Origin of the sequence: Streptomyces rubellus, from assembly GCF_036323805.1 — a bacterium.
In the GTDB taxonomy this organism is placed as follows: Bacteria; Actinomycetota; Actinomycetes; order Streptomycetales; family Streptomycetaceae; genus Streptomyces.
In genome coordinates this window covers 1-14,663 of sequence record NZ_JAZDCX010000020.1, presented here as the reverse complement: position 1 = coordinate 14,663, position 14,663 = coordinate 1, and the positions used below count along the sequence as shown (strand labels likewise).

General features: G+C 72.2%; 15 protein-coding genes and 4 pseudogenes. 13 read left to right on the top strand and 6 right to left on the bottom strand.

Annotated elements, in window-relative coordinates; translation table 11 throughout:
* Window positions 1-30 precede the first annotated feature (30 nt).
* Window positions 31-1,452, bottom strand: coding sequence for an FAD-dependent oxidoreductase (locus V1L54_RS21720; protein WP_330119754.1), 1,422 nt, complete (start codon window positions 1,450-1,452; stop codon window positions 31-33).
* A gap of 159 nt (window positions 1,453-1,611) precedes the next feature.
* Here V1L54_RS21720 and V1L54_RS21715 point away from each other — a divergent pair, with 159 nt between their 5' ends.
* A complete protein-coding gene (locus V1L54_RS21715) occupies window positions 1,612-1,977 on the top strand; it encodes an ArsR/SmtB family transcription factor (protein ID WP_330119753.1) in 366 nt (121 codons plus the stop codon).
* A 235-nt stretch (window positions 1,978-2,212) separates the two neighbouring features.
* Window positions 2,213-3,256, top strand: coding sequence for a flavin-containing monooxygenase (locus V1L54_RS21710; RefSeq protein WP_330119752.1), 1,044 nt, complete (start codon window positions 2,213-2,215; stop codon window positions 3,254-3,256).
* Window positions 3,257-3,318: 62 nt separating this feature from the next.
* On the opposite strand, the pseudogene V1L54_RS21705 reads toward V1L54_RS21710, so the two are convergent.
* Window positions 3,319-3,696: pseudogene (locus V1L54_RS21705) on the bottom strand (FAD-dependent oxidoreductase); the annotation flags it as partial.
* Between the two features lie 107 nt (window positions 3,697-3,803).
* Here V1L54_RS21705 and V1L54_RS21700 point away from each other — a divergent pair.
* Window positions 3,804-4,433 carry an arsenate-mycothiol transferase ArsC gene (locus tag V1L54_RS21700; protein ID WP_330119751.1) on the top strand — a complete coding sequence of 210 codons (630 nt, stop codon included), beginning with the start codon at window positions 3,804-3,806 and terminating at the stop codon, window positions 4,431-4,433.
* A gap of 234 nt (window positions 4,434-4,667) precedes the next feature.
* Window positions 4,668-5,372 (top strand): restriction endonuclease, encoded by a 705-nt coding sequence (locus V1L54_RS21695; protein WP_330119750.1) that lies wholly within the window; start codon window positions 4,668-4,670, stop codon window positions 5,370-5,372.
* Between the two features lie 109 nt (window positions 5,373-5,481).
* Here the strand turns inward: V1L54_RS21695 and V1L54_RS21690 are convergent, their stop codons facing one another.
* A complete protein-coding gene (locus tag V1L54_RS21690; RefSeq protein WP_330119749.1) occupies window positions 5,482-6,015 on the bottom strand; it encodes a DUF488 domain-containing protein in 534 nt (177 codons plus the stop codon).
* 359 nt (window positions 6,016-6,374) lie between these two features.
* Between V1L54_RS21690 and V1L54_RS21685 the strand changes: the two are divergent.
* Window positions 6,375-6,962: pseudogene (locus tag V1L54_RS21685) on the top strand (aldo/keto reductase); the annotation flags it as partial.
* A 271-nt stretch (window positions 6,963-7,233) separates the two neighbouring features.
* On the opposite strand, the gene V1L54_RS21680 reads toward V1L54_RS21685, so the two are convergent.
* On the bottom strand, window positions 7,234-7,602 hold the full coding sequence (locus V1L54_RS21680; protein ID WP_330119748.1) for a VOC family protein: 369 nt from the start codon (window positions 7,600-7,602) through the stop codon (window positions 7,234-7,236).
* Window positions 7,603-7,821: 219 nt separating this feature from the next.
* Window positions 7,822-7,893 (bottom strand): annotated as a pseudogene (locus V1L54_RS21675) (CoA-binding protein); the annotation flags it as partial.
* A gap of 44 nt (window positions 7,894-7,937) precedes the next feature.
* Here V1L54_RS21675 and V1L54_RS21670 point away from each other — a divergent pair.
* The 5 genes and pseudogenes from V1L54_RS21670 (at window position 7,938) to V1L54_RS21650 (ending at window position 11,543) form a co-directional block, all read left to right on the top strand.
* The gene (locus V1L54_RS21670; RefSeq protein ID WP_330119829.1) at window positions 7,938-8,180 is read left to right on the top strand and encodes a restriction endonuclease; all 243 of its coding nucleotides are present in this window, start codon (window positions 7,938-7,940) and stop codon (window positions 8,178-8,180) included.
* A gap of 436 nt (window positions 8,181-8,616) precedes the next feature.
* Window positions 8,617-9,086: pseudogene (locus tag V1L54_RS21665) on the top strand (FAD-dependent monooxygenase); the annotation flags it as partial.
* A 440-nt stretch (window positions 9,087-9,526) separates the two neighbouring features.
* On the top strand, window positions 9,527-10,012 hold the full coding sequence (locus V1L54_RS21660) for a hypothetical protein (RefSeq protein ID WP_330119747.1): 486 nt from the start codon (window positions 9,527-9,529) through the stop codon (window positions 10,010-10,012).
* A gap of 63 nt (window positions 10,013-10,075) precedes the next feature.
* Window positions 10,076-10,729 (top strand): ScbR family autoregulator-binding transcription factor, encoded by a 654-nt coding sequence (locus V1L54_RS21655; protein WP_330119746.1) that lies wholly within the window; start codon window positions 10,076-10,078, stop codon window positions 10,727-10,729.
* Between the two features lie 49 nt (window positions 10,730-10,778).
* Complete coding sequence (locus V1L54_RS21650) at window positions 10,779-11,543, top strand: SDR family oxidoreductase (protein WP_330119828.1); 765 nt, start codon at window positions 10,779-10,781, stop codon at window positions 11,541-11,543.
* 57 nt (window positions 11,544-11,600) lie between these two features.
* Here V1L54_RS21650 and V1L54_RS21645 read toward each other — a convergent pair whose 3' ends face one another.
* A complete protein-coding gene (locus V1L54_RS21645) occupies window positions 11,601-12,275 on the bottom strand; it encodes a ScbR family autoregulator-binding transcription factor (RefSeq protein ID WP_330119745.1) in 675 nt (224 codons plus the stop codon).
* Window positions 12,276-12,492: 217 nt separating this feature from the next.
* On the opposite strand from V1L54_RS21645, the gene V1L54_RS21640 reads away from it, so the two are divergent.
* From V1L54_RS21640 to V1L54_RS21630, 3 genes are all read left to right on the top strand, one after another.
* Window positions 12,493-13,452, top strand: a complete 960-nt coding sequence (locus V1L54_RS21640) for a ScbA/BarX family gamma-butyrolactone biosynthesis protein (RefSeq protein ID WP_330119744.1) — start codon at window positions 12,493-12,495, stop codon at window positions 13,450-13,452.
* Window positions 13,449-14,468, top strand: coding sequence for an NAD-dependent epimerase/dehydratase family protein (locus V1L54_RS21635; RefSeq protein ID WP_443076737.1), 1,020 nt, complete (start codon window positions 13,449-13,451; stop codon window positions 14,466-14,468). The genes V1L54_RS21640 and V1L54_RS21635 overlap by 4 nt, the downstream gene beginning before the upstream one ends.
* Before the next feature lie 8 nt (window positions 14,469-14,476).
* Window positions 14,477-14,663, top strand: a 187-nt coding sequence (locus tag V1L54_RS21630; RefSeq protein ID WP_330119742.1) for a hypothetical protein, incomplete at its 3' end; no start/stop codon positions are given.

Here is a 14,663-nt window from a genome sequence, read left to right as displayed (position 1 = left end):
CGGTCGTGTCCCCGCGGGTGATGGGGGTGGTCACGCGCCGCAGCAGCCGCCCGCCGGGGCCGCGTCGGCGGTCTCGGCCGCCCCGGCCGGGGTGGTGGCCGGGGTTTCGGCGCCGAGCCGGATGAGCTGCGGCTCCGGTGCGGCGCAGCAGCCGCCGCCGGTCCGGTCGGCCTCGGGGGCGTCGTACAGTCCGCTGCCGCCGCAGACTCCGGTCTCGGGCAGGGTGAGTTCGACGCTGTCGGCGGACTCCAGGTCGCCGGCGAGGGCGGCGGCGATGGAGCGGACCTGTTCGTAGCCGGTCATGGCCAGGAAGGTCGGGGCGCGGCCGTAGGACTTCATGCCGGCCAGGTAGACACCGGTTTCGGGGTGGGACAGTTCGCGGTGGCCGTGGGGGTAGACGGTGCCGCAGGAGTGGATGTTGGGGTCGATCAGCGGTGCGAGGGCGGCGGGTGCCTGGAGGCGTTCGTCCAGGTTCAGGCGGATCTCGGTCAGGAACGACAGGTCGGGGCGGAAACCGGTCAGCGCGATGACCCGGTCCACCGGCTCGGTGCGCCGTCCGTCCTCGCCGACCAGTGTCAGGCGTCCGTCGCCGTCGCGTTCGACGGCCTGGATGCGGAAGCCGGTGACGGCGTCGGCGTGCCCGGCGTCGACGGCGGCCTTGGCCGCCAGGCCGAGGGCGCCGCGGGCGGGGAGCTGGTCGGCCTCGCCGCCGCCGAAGGTGTCACCGGAGAGGCCGCGGCGCAGGATCCACAGCGCTTTCGTCCCAGTGCCGTCGGTGGCCCGGGCGAGGTCGGCCAGGGCTGCCAGGGCGGTGAAGGCGGAGGCGCCGGAGCCGATGACGGCGGTGCGCCGGCCCGCGTAGCGGGCGCGGACGGCCGGGTCCTTCAAGTCGGGCACGCGGTAGGCGATCCGGTCGGCCGCCGCCCGCTCGCCGAGCGCCGGGAGGCCGTCGCCGCCGGCCGGGCCGGGGGTGGTCCAGGTGCCGGAGGCGTCGATGACCGCGCGTGCCAGGACGCGCTCCTCGCGGCCGTCGGCGTGGGTGACGTGGACGCTGAAGGGCTGGGCGGCGCGGTCGGCGTCCACGACGCGGTCCCGGCCCGTCCGGGTGACGCCGGTGACGGTGGCGCCGTAGCGCACCCGGTCGCCGAGGGCGTCGGCCAGCGGCGTCAGGTACTGCTCGGCCCAGTCGGCGCCGGAGGGGTAGGCGGCCGGGTCGGGCCGCGTCCAGCCGGTGGGGGCCAGGAGCTTCTCGGCGGCCGGGTCGACGACCTCACCCCAGGTGGAGAACAGCCGTACGTGCGCCCACTGGCGCACCGCGCTGCCGGCGGCCGGGCCGGCCTCCAGCACCAGCGGGTCCAGGCCCCGTTCGGTCAGATGGGCGGCGGCGGCCAGCCCGACGGGGCCGGCACCGATCACGACGACCGGAAGCTGCTGCTCGCTCATGGCGTTCATGGGGATTTTCTCCTTGTGCGGGGTGGCGGGGTGGTCAGCGGCTGTGGGCGGCCGCGCTCGTGGTACGCGCGGGTGCGGGTGGTCGCGAGGACCCCTTGCTTCGATGGCTGTCGATGTCCGGAGCTTGTCACTTGCTTCGATGGCTGTCAACATAGACGCATGTCGAATCCAGAGGCCGTGGAACTGCCGGTGCTGACGGAGTCCGATGCCGCGGTGCCGTGCTGCCCGCCGCTGACCGATCGCCCGCTGACCGCCGGGGAGGCGGAGCGGACCGCGGTGATGTTCAAGGCGCTGGGCGATCCGGTCAGGCTGCGGCTGTTCTCGCTGGTCGCCTCGCATGTGGGCGGGGAGGCGTGTGTGTGCGACATCTCCGATGTCGGGGTCTCCCAGCCGACCGTCTCCCACCATCTGAAGAAGCTCAAGGAGGCCGGACTGCTCACCTCCGAACGGCGCGGCACCTGGGTCTACTACAAGGTCGCCCCGTCCGTGGTCGCGGCGATGTCCGCCATGCTCGACCTGCGCTGACGAGAAGGCCGGCCGTGCCGCACCGCCGTGCCGGTGCGGTGCGGCGCCCGGTGTTCCGGGGCGGTCGAGTCCTCGGAGCGCACCGCCGATGAATCGCCGCGGCGCTTTCTGCCGGACCCTGTCGGCCGTCGCCGCTTCCGCCGGGGGAGCCCCGCCCCCGCCCGTTGGCGCTGCTCCATGCCCATTAATTCGATATATATCGAAATAGAGAACTGACCGGAGGGTCCGCAAACGCATGGACGATCTGATCGTGATCGGTGCCGGGCAGTCCGGCCTGGCCACCGCCGCTCTGGCCCCGCGCCACGGCTTCACCCGCACCCTGGTGCTGGAGGCCGCCGACCGGGCGGGCGGCGCCTGGCCGCACTACTACGACAGCCTCACCCTCTTCTCCCCGGCCCGGTACAGCGCGCTGCCCGGCATGCCCTTCCCCGGCGAGCCCGACCGCTACCCGGACCGGGGCGAGGTGGTGGCCTATCTGCGCGCCTACGCCCGCCGCCTGCCGGCCGGGATCCGCACCCGCACCACCGTCACCTCCGCCACCCGGCACGACGGCGCCTGGACGGTGCGCGCGGCGGACGGCAGCCGCTTCACGGCCAGGGCGCTGGTGGCCGCGACCGGCGACTTCGGCACCCCGCACACACCGGAGCTGCCCGGACGGGCGGAGTACGGCGGACGGCTGCTGCACGCCGCCGACTACCGCACCCCCGCCCCCTTCGCCGGGCAGCGGATCGTGGTGGTCGGCGGCGGCAACTCCGCCGTCCAGATCGCCGCCGAACTCGGTGCCGTCGCCGAGGTCACCCTCGCCACCCGCCGCCGCCTCAGGTGGCTGCCGCAGCACCCGCTCGGCAGGGACCTGCACTGGTGGCTGAAGCACACCGGAGGGGACATCGCACCGCTGGGCCGGTGGCTTCGCCGGCTGCCGGTCTCGGTGCTCGACGACGGTCACTGGCGCGCCACCCTGGCGGAGCACGCGGTGGACCGGCGGGAGATGTTCACCCGGCTGGCCCCCGACGGCGTGGTGTGGGCGGACGGGACGAAGGAAGCGGTCGACACCGTCGTGCTGGCCACCGGCTACCGCCCCGCCTTCCCCTACCTGGCCGGCAGCGGCGCCCTGGACGCGGAGGGCCGGCCCCGCCACCGCGGCGGTGTCGCCACCACCGTTTCCGGGCTCGGCTTCGTCGGACTGGAGTTCCAGCGCGGCTTCTCCTCCAAGACCCTGCGCGGAGTCGGCCGCGACGCACGCCACGTGCTGTCCCGGCTGCGCCGGCACCTGGCCTGACGGCCGGCCGGACCGCCAGGACAGGAGAGCGGTGATCTGGGTGGCGGCCTCGCGGGCGGGGCGGCCCGCGCCGACCAGGTGCCGGAGTCGGTCTCCACCCGCAGCCGGTCCCCGTCGCGGTGTACGGCCGTCGCCCGGACCGGGCGGACCACGGGCAGGTCGTAGCGCTGTTCGTAGGCGGTCAGGTACTCCACCACGTGCGCGGCGCCGGGGTGTTCCCGGCCCCTCTGCTGCGGCATGGGGCGGCCGGGCAGGGAGGAGTGCTCGGCGGGGGAGAACAGGCGCAGGGAGTCCCACATGTGGCGCCAGGCGCCGCCGGGCCGCTCCTGGGCGTCGAATATCACGAAATCCACACCGAGGCGGCGCAGACGGTACCCGGCGGCGAGCCCGGCCCGGCCGCCGCCGATGACGATCACCTCCGCGCCGCTTCCGCATCTCATCGGCGCCGACGCGGCGCACAGGCCCTCCGGAGCGCGGCGGTGGCGGGTACCCGCGTCGGGTCAGCATGGGCTGACATCATCATGTGCTGATGATGTCACATCGGTTGATGCTGATGCCGTACAGGGGTGAACTCACCGGGCCGGCCGACGGGGTTCCCAGGACCGCGCCCCCGTTCCCCGCTCTGCCCGATCGCCGCCTCGCCACCGGGGCCGCCCGTCTCGCCGCCCGGTACACCGGCCGCTTCCCGCCGAAGACCGTGCGCGGCCCGGTGGCCGGCTCCCGCCAGCGGCCGGCCGCCACGGCCCGGGTGCGCACCCATCCGGTGATGCCGGCCGAACGCTTCGCGGACGAAAGACCGGAGTCGTCGGCCCGCACCCGGGAGGTCCCGGGTTCCGCGCTGCCGCGAGTGCTGTTCGTGTGCGGCCACAACGCCGGGCGGTCGCAGCCGACCGCGGCCCTCCCGGCCCACCGCGCGGCCGGACGTGCGAGGGTCTCCTCGGCGGGGACCCGTCCCGCCGCCGAGGTGGACCCGGGCATCGTCCGGGCGCTGTGCGAGGTGGGGGCGGATGTGGCGGGCGCCTTCCGCGAGCCGCTGACCGACGAGGTGGGCGGTCGGCGGCGTCGTGACGACGGGCTGCGGCGACGCCTGCCCGGTGGTGTCCGGCCGCCGCTGTCCGGACTGGCCCGTCACCGACCCCTACGGCGTCCCGTCGGCCGGGCTTCGCGCTGCCCGTGACCGGCTCGACGCCCATGTCACCGACCCGCTCACCACCCTGCCGGGTGCCTGAGCCCGTTCCGGACGCCCTCCTCCAGCAGCGGGCCGGGCGCGCCCGCTGCCGAGGGCCCACGCCGCGGACGCCTGCGGGTCCGGCTTTCGGCCATGGCCGATCGGCGCCCTTCCCGGCCTGGTCCGCTCCCTCCAGACTGCTGTGCCGGCGAATAGTGGTGAAGGTGGTGTGAGGGGGGCGGGATGGCTGCTGGGCGTGGGCGCCGATCGGCGGTGCGGCGCAGCCAGGAGAGACTGCGCAGGGCAGTCGCGGCGGGCGGCGGTGCGGCACTGCTCCTGTTGCTGGTGGCATGGTCGGCGGCCCGGCCCCATGTCCTGGGGGCCGCCGTTCTGGCCGGTCTGGGCGGCGCGGGCTGGTGGCTGTGGCGCACGGACCGGGCCGTTCGCGGAGCGGACCGCGGCTGGCGGCGGGCCGAGGCGGTACGGGCGGGGCACCGGACGCTGACCGGGATCGACACGATGAGCGGCACCGAGTTCGAGGAACTGGTGGCCGCGCTGTGCCGCCGGGACGGCTGCACGGACGTGCGGCGGGTGGGCGGCTCGCACGACAACGGCGCCGATGTGACCGGGCGGCTGCCCGACGGCCGGGCGATGGTCGTCCAGTGCAAGCGGTACGCGCCGCGCGGCACCGTCGCCAGCCGCGAACTGCGCGATCTGCTGGGCGCCCGGGCGCACTTCGGGGCCGACGTGGCCGTCTTCGTGACGACCACGCGCTTCAGCCGCCCCTCCGAGGCGTTCGCGGTGGAGCACGGCATCCTCGCCGTGCACCGCGACCACCTGGGTCTGTGGAACAACGGCGCCTCCCTGCAGTCCCTGCTCGGCGTCAACGGCTCGGGTCAGGGCGACCGGCGGCACCGGGCCCGGTGGAAGAAGACCTACGGCACATGAACGGGTGACACCCCGGGCGGCAGCCGGCCGTCCCGCGGACGAGCGCCGGCCGCCGGGCACCACCGGACGCCCCGGGCCTCGCCGGCGCCGGCACCCGTCGCGGCGGTGCTCAACCCTCGCCGTCGTAGACGAGCAGGCCGTCCGGGAGAAGACGCGCTCCCGGTGTCGGGGAGTGCTCCGTCAGGCGGCCGTCGTGCATCAGGTGCAGGGCGGGCACACCGCGGGCGAGGACGGCGAAGTCGGCGATGAGACGGCGGTGGCACCGCCACCACACGGCCTCGCTGCACATCACCGCCGTGCGTTCCCGTGCCGCCTGCGCCAGCAACTCGTCCATGGCGGCGACGAAATGAGGGGTGCGGGTGTGCGCGGCGTAGCCGCGGAAGGAGTCGTTGCGCCAGACTGTGTCGGGTGAGTCCGGCGCAGGCCTGCGGAAGCCGCCCAGCCGCGGCTCCCAGCGGTAGGCGACGCCCTCCTCCGGCAGCCACCGGGCGAGCCGCTGCCGTGCCAGGTCCGGGTCGCGGCGGCTGCCGGGGGCGGTCCTGACGTCCACCACGGCGGCGAGTCCGGCCCGGCGCAGCAACTCCGCCAGCGGTGCGCGGCCCGCGGTGCTGTGGCCGAACGTGACGAGTTCGAGCCGGGCCATCGGGCACCTCTTCCGGTCTTCCGGGTCGTGCCGCCCTCCGCGCCGCCGGATGCGCGGTCCGCGGGAGGGCGTCTCGAAACCCGTCTGTCCACCCACCGCGGACATGATGCCGCTCGGCCCGGCAAGGCGCTGCGGACTCTGGCCTGCCGGAAGGAGCACCGAAAGGAAAAGTGTGCCAAGCGGCATGACAAACGGCGCAAGCGTACCGGCGTGATCCCGGTGCCCGGAGCCGGTCCGGGGAACCGCCTCGTACGCACCGAGTGCCCCGGCCGGGCCCGGCCGGGGCGGCACCGGCAGCAGTGCGTCCATGACGAGGCCGATCAGCCGTCCGGTCTGCTCGCAGGAGTCGTCGGCGCTGGCTGCGGGCGGGCGTCGAGGACAACCTCGGGTCCCTCGGCCTCGACCGGATCCCGGTGGTCAACCTGCGCCACCTGGACACCGGCCCGGGCCTGCGGGCCGAGGGCGACCAGGTGGTCGACCTCGACGACCGGCTCGCGGTGATGACCGCGCTGCGGGACGAGGGCAAGATCGGCGCTACAGGACTGAGCGGCGTCACCCTCGACGGACTGCGCAGGGCCCTCCCCGCCGGTGTCGTCTGCGTCCGGAACGCCTACAGCCTGGTCGCACGCGGCGACGAGGAGATGCTCCGGCCCTGCGCCGAGGAGGGGATCGCCTGGGTACCGTTCTTCCCGCTCGGCGGCGCCTTCCCCGGTCTGCCGACGGTGGCCGACGATCCGGCCGTCGTCGCCGTCGCCCGGTCCCTCGGCCGTACTCCCGCGCGGGCCGGTCTGGCCTGGCTGCTCCACCACGCGCCGAACACCCTGCTCATCCCGGGGACGGCGGACGCCGCCCCCCTGGAGGCGAACGTGGCCGCCGGAGCGATCGAGTTCGACGAGGCCGCGCTGGCCGCCGTCGGGTCGCGGTCCGTCGACATCGTGCTCGGCTGATCCGTTCGCGACCGGTGCGTCCGGGCCCCGCCCGCCCGCGCGGCGTCTCCGTCCGCTCCCCGTGCCCGTGCCGCTCCCTCCCGCTTCCGGGCCGGCTCCCGGTGCCGCGGCGACGGCGGGGAAGGGGGAAGAGGGGCGTGCCGCCGGACCTGCCGCGCGAAGCGCCGGGCGGGGTCCGGCGGTTGTCCGGGCGGGCGGAGCGGCACCCGGCCCGGTACGCGGGCAACCGTGTGGGGCGTGCACCGGAGCGCCCGCGGACCCGGGCGGGTGATCAGCCTCTGTCCAGGCAGAAGGGATGCCCCGCGGGGTCGATGAAGACCCGCCATCTGTTCCCGCCCGGCTGGTGGCGCGGCTTGCGGGCGCCCAGCTGCAGCAGCCATGCCTCGGCCTTGTCCAGGTCCTCGACCGCGAAGTCGAGGTGGAACTGCTGGGGGACGGCCGGGTCGGGCCAGCTCGGAGCCCGGTAGCCGTCGACCCGCTGGAAGCCGATGAAGAGTCCGTCCGCACGGCGGAGACCGGCGAAGCCGGTGCCCGACTCCGGGTGGAGTTCGAGGCCTGTGATCTGCTGGTAGAACGCCGCAAGAGCGAGCGGATCAGGGCAGTCGAGCGTTATCGCGGTCAGCTTCATCTGCAGGGGCATGGCATCTCCGGGCCGATCGGTGGACCTTCGCGCTCCACACCCTAGATGCGCCGCGGGCCGCCCGAGTGCCGGGCGGCCCGCGGCGCCGGCGGCAGCGGTCAACCCGGACACGCGAAACGCGCCGTGGGCGCCGTCGTACTGCATGGCAGGCCCGGGGAGCCCGCGTGGCACGGCGCCGTGAACCGTGCTCGTCGGCTGCGGACCACCACATGACGGGGACTACCGCAGGGCGGGGATCTCGATCGCCGGGCAGCGGTCCATCACCATGTCCAGACCGGCCGCGCGGACGCGGTTGCAATCGGTACGCGCCGCGCGGCACCGTCGCCGGCCGCGAACTGCGCGATCTGCTGGGCGCCCGGGCGCACTTCGGGGCCGACGTGGCCGTCTTCGTGACGACCACGCGCTTCAGCCGCCCCTCCGAGGCGTTCGCGGTGGAGCACGGCATCCTCGCCGTGCACCGCGACCACCTGGGTCTGTGGAACAACGGCGCCTCCCTGCAGTCCCTGCTCGGCGTCAACGGCTCGGGTCAGGGCGACCGGCGGCACCGGGCCCGGTGGAAGAAGACCTACGGCACATGAACGGGTGGGATCCAGGAGACTTCCGGTCCTTCCGGACACGGGAGTGCCCGGCGCAACGGCACCAGCCCCGGTGCCGGCGCGGACCGCATCGGTGCCTTCCCCACCATCAGCCGTCAAGGTCCGTCACAACCTTGGGGGACAGCCAACTGCCGGTGAAGCACAGCCGGTACGCCGACCGCAGGGCGGGCGCCTCGGTGCGGTAGAAGCGGCATTCGTCGGCTCCCGGCGGGGCGCGCCCGCACGCCGCCGGTTTCACAACGCGCCGCGGGCTCCGCCCGGCAGAAGGGTACCGACAAGAAAAGTGTGCCAAGCAACCCTATCCGACCAATCCGGCCCCGGATCCTCCCCGAGACCGGAGCACGCCACCCGCGGCGGCCCTTTGATCCGGCGCGGCTGCGAGGTGGCCGGGCTGAGCCAGGACGAGGACGGGGTGAGCGTCGAGCTGGCCGGTGGGGCGGCGCACGTCCACCCGCCGACCGGCGGGCAGGGGCTCAACCTCGGTATCCAGGACACCGTTCAACCTCGGCTGGAAACTGGCCGCCGAGGTGGGCGGTCAGGCGCCGGAGGGGCTGCTGGACAGCTACCACACCGAACGGCACCCGGTGGCCGCCGACGTGCTGGACAACACCCGCGCGGGCCGAGCTGCTGCCCTCCGAGCCGGGTGCCCGGGCGGTGCGCCGGCTGGTGTCGGAACTGATGGACCTCAAGGAGGTGAACCGGTGCCTGATCGAGAAGATCAGCGGGACCGCGGTCCGCTACGACTTCGGTGAGGGCCATGAACTGCTCGGCCGGTGGCTGCGGGACGTGGGGCTGAAGCGGGGGCACCTGTACGCGCTGATGCACGGCGGCCGCGGGTTGCTGCTCGACCAGACCGGCCGGCTCTCGGCGGCGGGCTGGGCGGAGAGGAGCACGGAGAGCTCGCGTGGCCGGCGGCAACCCGAGGGTCTTCCGGCGGCCTCGGCCGGTTCTGTCGGCGGCCGGTGGCTCGGATGACGGCTGTGGGTCAGGGCGTTCCGGGGGGTCACGAGCGGCAGTAGGCCCGGTGCCCCTCGCGCATCGCGCGGAACCGGGCACCGAACGCGGAGCTGCTGCCCTCGACGACGCCGTGGTGGTTCCCTCCCCGGTCCGGACTCACGATCCCCGATTGGACAAGAACGAGTCGCTTTCACAACCTGCGCACGTCACTGACCTGCTTTTCCCCGGAACACTCACCCTCTGATTCAAGCCGTTCGACCGGTATTGATTGACATTCCAGTCGGCCGGTTTTTACTCTGTAAGTGTACTGGTCGAGGTGGGCGGGACGGTCGACTCCCGGTGCTCTTGCCGGAGATGCCGGAGGAGGGGCGATGAGCGGGCTCGTGAGTGGTCTCGGGGCGCGGCTGGTCGTTGTCGGGGCGGTGGGAGGCGCGGCGTCTGCTGCCGGCAGTCTTCTGGTCTCCATGCGACTGGGGTGTCGCGGCGTCCAGGCCGTGAACCTGGGAACGGGTGTCACGCTGGGGCGGGCGGCCGACGAGCTCTCCCGTCGTCAGGAGGCGGAAGCCCTGCTCTTCATCTCTGACGACAACGGCCGCGGTGTCGTGCGGCAGCTGGCCGGACTCGGGGAGTTGCAGGCCGTCGGCGCCGTTGCCCGGCCCGTCTTCGTGGGGGGTACGGGGAGCGGTTCCTGGCGGGAGCTGCGGAGTGTGGCGGCCAGACTGCATGAGCTGGGGGTGGCGCAGGTGCTCTCCGACGTGGTTGACGCGGTCTATCTGCTCCCGTCGAGGAGGGCGTACGCGACCGGGAGGGTGGCCTGCTCCCCGTCCAGGGCGGGGAGGCGTGTCCCGGTAGGGTGACGGGTTTTTAGTTTAATAGTGAAATACCGTTCGCAAGGTATCGTTCTAGTAGGGTTGGCGGGGATGGCGAAGCAGGAGCGGTCCGAACGCACCATGGAGCGGCTCGTTGCCGCGGCCGCGCAGGAGTTTGCCGCTCAGGGCTTCATGGGGACGTCACTGGCCGATGTGAGCGCCTCTGCCGGAGTGACGAAGGGGGCACTCTTCTTCCACTTCCCGACCAAGGATCAATTGGCGGACGCCGTTCTCTCGGGCGGCCAGGACGTGCTCGAGACGACACTGGAGGAACTGAGGGGGCAGGAGTCGTGCTTCCTCCAGACCGTGATCGATGCGACGCACGTGCTCAACCGGCTGCTGCGGGACGACCCGTTCATCAAGGCAAGCGTGCGGATCACGCGCGAGCGGGCGCAGGACCGCCCTGCGCCGCTCGACTTCTATCCGCTCTGGCTCGGTCGGCTGTGGCAGTTGCTGGACAGCGCGCGCCGCCATGGCGAGCTCGGGCCTTCCGTGACGGACTCCGCCGCGCGGAACCTGATCACGGCGGTGGTGTCCGGTGCCGAGACGCTGACGTGGATGCGGGTCTCCCGTGAGGAGACCGAGCAGTGGCTGAGCCACCTGTGGGAGTTGACTCTTCCGCTTCTGTGTTCGGAAACATCCGGCTCCCGGATCAGGACCACGGCTCCGGTGGTGGTCGTTCCCACGGCCGCAAGGGGATACTGACGGCGTGACCGCTGCAGACCTGTTGCCGCAAGCCGAGGGGAATTCGGACGTGGACACACTGGGCGGTAAGACCGCGCTGGTCACCGGCGCCAGTCGCGGTATAGGCCGGGGCATAGCACGGAGGCTGGCGCAGAAGGGTGCGCTGGTCGCTGTCCACTACGGTGGGAACGAGGCGGCGGCGAGGGAGACCCTCGACTTGATCGATCGGGACGGCGGGCGTGCGTTCGCCGTCCGCGCCGAACTGGGGGTGTCCGATGGTGTCGAGGGCTTGTACGCCCAGTTCGAGGGCGAACTGGCGGAGCGCGGCGAAGGCCCCGAATTCGACATCCTGGTCAACAACGCGGGGATCAGCGGATCCGCGCGGATCCACGAGGTGACCCCCGAACTGTTCGACCGCCTCTTCGCGGTCAACACCAGGTCGCTGGTCTTCCTCGTGCAGCGAGCGCTCAAGAACCTGCGCGACGGTGGCCGCATCATCAACGTCTCATCCGCGGCCACCCGGATCGCCTACCCCGAGTCCGTCGTCTACTCGATGACGAAGGGGGCCCTCAACACCTTCACGCTGGCCTTGGCCAAGGAACTCGGCGAACGCGGCATCACGGTGAACGCTGTCAGCCCCGGGTTCGTGGAGACCGACATGAACGCCGCGAGGCGGGCGACTCCGGAAGCCGAAGCCCGGCTCGCCGCCTGGTCCGTCTTCAACCGGCTCGGCCGGCCGACTGACATCGCCGATATCGTGGCCTTCCTGGCGTCGGACGCGTCCCGTTGGATCACGGGGCAGTGCATCGACGCCAGTGGGGGCTCGCACCTGTGACACGACATGGCGGCGGATCAGGGGCACCGCGCCTTTGACCCGCCGCCGAACCGTGTGTCAGCCCACGGCCACGGTCTCTTGGTCCGCGCTGGGCAAGGACAGCGAGGCGCGCAGTCCGGGTGAGCCCGTCGGGTCGAACCGGGAGAGGCGGCGCGAGGGGACGATCCCGGGCAGCAGGAAACTCCACATGTCGGCGACGCGTCGATGCAGGTCCTCCCGCCCCGTCCGAACCTGGGACATGATCTGCACCCCGGCGAACGCTCCGACGACGTGGATCGCGATGTCCGCTACGTTGACCTCGGGTTTGATGTCGCCGCGGCCCTGGGCCGGTGCCAGGCAGTCGCGCACCGTCTCGATCCACTTGTTGTAGACCGACGGGTTGGGATCGGTGAACGAACCCAGCTCTATCACCAGCCTGACCCCGGCCCGGACGCGCACGCTCGTACGCAGGTCGTACGCCATCCGGTGGGTGAGGTCGACGGCGGTCTGGACACCCGGTCGGTCGGCTGCCTCGATGACCGAGGCGACATCGAACTGATCCGCCATCAACGCCCGGGCCAACGCCTCCTTGGAGGAGAAGTGGAAGTACAGCGCGCCCTTGGTCACGCCGGCCTCCTGGGCGATGTCCGAGAGGCTGGTGATGCCGAACCCCGCGGTGTCGAAGGCCCTGGCCGCTCCGTCGAGGATGGCCTGCCGGGTGATCTCTGCGCGCTCCTGCCGTGCCCTTGCCACTGTCGCCTCCTGTTCGCCGCGGCGCGGATGGCGGTGTTCCGTCCCTCCGTTGACGACCGCGGTTCCACTGACGGCAATCTTCCTTCCTCTTGCCAAAAAATACCAGTCGCCTAGTATTCTCTGCGTCGGAGATCGATCCACCGCCGAGTGCGGTTTCGCTGTCTGTCCTGCTCAACCCCGTACTGCTGTGGTTAACACGTACGTCAGGAGGTCAGGGATGACTGCAGTACTGCAAGCCGACCGTCTTGATTTCATACGGGTCGATATCACCGAACCCGAACTCTTCCGACAGGCCGTCCCCCGCGCGCTGGTGCACCGGGCGGCGATCTCAGAGGTGCTGCTGACCGGAATCAGACGTTGCGGGGAGGACGCCTTCCGGGTGGGAGCCCAGTGGTCACGCGGCCACAGTTACTACGGCGCCGTCGCGGGCCGGTGGCACGACCCGATGCTGTTCGCAGAGTCGATCCGGCAGGTGGGACTCCTGCTCGCCCATGAAGCCCTCGGTATCCCGCTCGGCTTCAGTTTCCTCACCAAGACGATGTCGTTCGATGTCAACGAGGAGGAGGTCCGGCTGGGCCGCGGACCGGCGCACGTGGTTTTGGAGGTGACGCTGCACGACGTGGTGCGGCGCCGGAACGTCGTCTCCGCCTACGCGTATGACGTCGTCGGCTACCGCGACGGTCGGCGCATCGGATGGGGAAGCGTCACCGCCAACTGCGTCAGCGCCTCCATATACCACCGACTGCGGGGCGATCGTGCGGGGGCGACCGCGCCGCGTGACCTGCCGAGCGGAATCAGCCCCGAACTCGTCGGACGGACCTGCGAGTTCGACGTCGTGCTGAGTGCGGATTTCGACAACGGGACGCGCGAGCTGCGCGCCGACGCGGACCACCCCGTGCTGTTCGACCACCCTCTTGACCACATTCCGGGCATGGTGCTGATGGAGGCGGCACGCCAGGCAGGGCTGGCGGCCCTGGGACTGCCCGACGCACTGCTGGTCGGCTGTGGTGCCGAGTTCCACAGGTACGTGGAGTTCGACCCCCCGTGTCATGTGTCCGTGGTCAGCGCGGACGTGGACGAAGCCGACCGCAGGAAGATGCTCCGCGTCGAGTTCGAGCAGGCCGGGTCGCTCGCGGCTGCCTGTGAGGTGGCCCTCTACCAGAGCTCGTCTGCATGAGCTCCTCCACTGCTGTTCCGGAGGCGGGAAACGGGACGGGTGCCGATGTGGGGACCGGAGCCGGCGCGGTCCTCCTGGCAGGTGGGACAGGATTCATCGGAAGCGCCGTCCTGCGGGAGCTCGACCGGGCGCGCGGGCGGCACGGCACATGGTCCGCCCCCATATTTGTCATGTCCCGCAAAAGTACGGGAGTGACGGACACGGCCGGGACGCGGCACCTGGTCGGCGACCTGGCCAATCCGTCCACGCTGCGCGACGTCTGCTCCGGGGTCGGGACGGTGATCCACGCTGCCAGTTACGTGGGGCGTGACCCCCAGCGGTGTCACGACGTCAACCATGCGGGCACGCGAGCCCTGCTTGACGATGCTCACCGGCACGGTGTCCGGCGCTTCGTGTACATCAGTACGGCGTCGGTCTATGGAGCAGGCCCGCACCGCGGGCTCCGCGAGGACAGGGCGCAACATGCTCCCGCGTCGGTGGCGAGCATGACGCGACTACGGGCGGAGGAAGAGGTGCGCGGTGCAGGTGGCATCGTCCTGCGCCCCCACCTGGTCTACGGCGCGGGGGACCGCTGGTTCGTGCCCAACCTGGCGCGGGTGCTGCGGGAAAACCCCACCTGGCCGAGCAGCAGACCGGCATACAGCTCGGTGATCGCTGTCGAGGATCTCGCCCGAGCCGTCGTGGCCCTGGCGTTCAGCAACCGGTCAGATGACCACGGTGAGGTGTTCCACGCTGCCGATCCCCGGCCACTGTCCACGGAACGCCTTCTCACCGCCGTGTGCTCGATGCTGAGTCTGCCGGAGCCGCGCCGGGTACCGATTGCGGAGCACCGAGCCCGGACACGCCGGGCGTTGCCGGGTCTCTCGGAACACCAGTACGTCCTCCTTACGGAGGACCACTGGTACGACGCCGGGCGGCTCTGGCGCCGCACGGGACTGAAATCGGGGCCCGGCTTCGACAACCGCTTCGCGGCCTGTGCCCCGTGGTACGTACGGCAGTTGACGGCCGGAGGGTGAGAGCGGGGGTGGCCACCGGCTCGGCGGCCACCCCCCACCCGTCAGCCGATGCTCTTGACGACGTGCGGGTCGGCGAGGTCGTCGTCCACGCCGGCCAGCAGGAGGACGGGGACCTGTCCCTGCCCTGGTCGGCGAAGGGCCGATCCGGCACCCGGTCCTCCATCCGGTCCTCGTCGTGTACGAGTCCTCCCGAGC

Coding starts and splice junctions, on each gene's coding strand:
- V1L54_RS21720 (WP_330119754.1), bottom strand. CDS start 1,452: ATGAACGCCATGAGCGAGCAGCAGCTTCCGGTCGTCGTGATCGGTGCC.
- V1L54_RS21715 (WP_330119753.1), top strand. CDS start 1,612: ATGTCGAATCCAGAGGCCGTGGAACTGCCGGTGCTGACGGAGTCCGAT.
- V1L54_RS21710 (WP_330119752.1), top strand. CDS start 2,213: ATGGACGATCTGATCGTGATCGGTGCCGGGCAGTCCGGCCTGGCCACC.
- V1L54_RS21700 (WP_330119751.1), top strand. CDS start 3,804: ATGCTGATGCCGTACAGGGGTGAACTCACCGGGCCGGCCGACGGGGTT.
- V1L54_RS21695 (WP_330119750.1), top strand. CDS start 4,668: ATGGCTGCTGGGCGTGGGCGCCGATCGGCGGTGCGGCGCAGCCAGGAG.
- V1L54_RS21690 (WP_330119749.1), bottom strand. CDS start 6,015: ATGGCCCGGCTCGAACTCGTCACGTTCGGCCACAGCACCGCGGGCCGC.
- V1L54_RS21680 (WP_330119748.1), bottom strand. CDS start 7,602: ATGCCCCTGCAGATGAAGCTGACCGCGATAACGCTCGACTGCCCTGAT.
- V1L54_RS21660 (WP_330119747.1), top strand. CDS start 9,527: ATGAGCGGGCTCGTGAGTGGTCTCGGGGCGCGGCTGGTCGTTGTCGGG.
- V1L54_RS21655 (WP_330119746.1), top strand. CDS start 10,076: ATGGCGAAGCAGGAGCGGTCCGAACGCACCATGGAGCGGCTCGTTGCC.
- V1L54_RS21640 (WP_330119744.1), top strand. CDS start 12,493: ATGACTGCAGTACTGCAAGCCGACCGTCTTGATTTCATACGGGTCGAT.
- V1L54_RS21635 (WP_443076737.1), top strand. CDS start 13,449: ATGAGCTCCTCCACTGCTGTTCCGGAGGCGGGAAACGGGACGGGTGCC.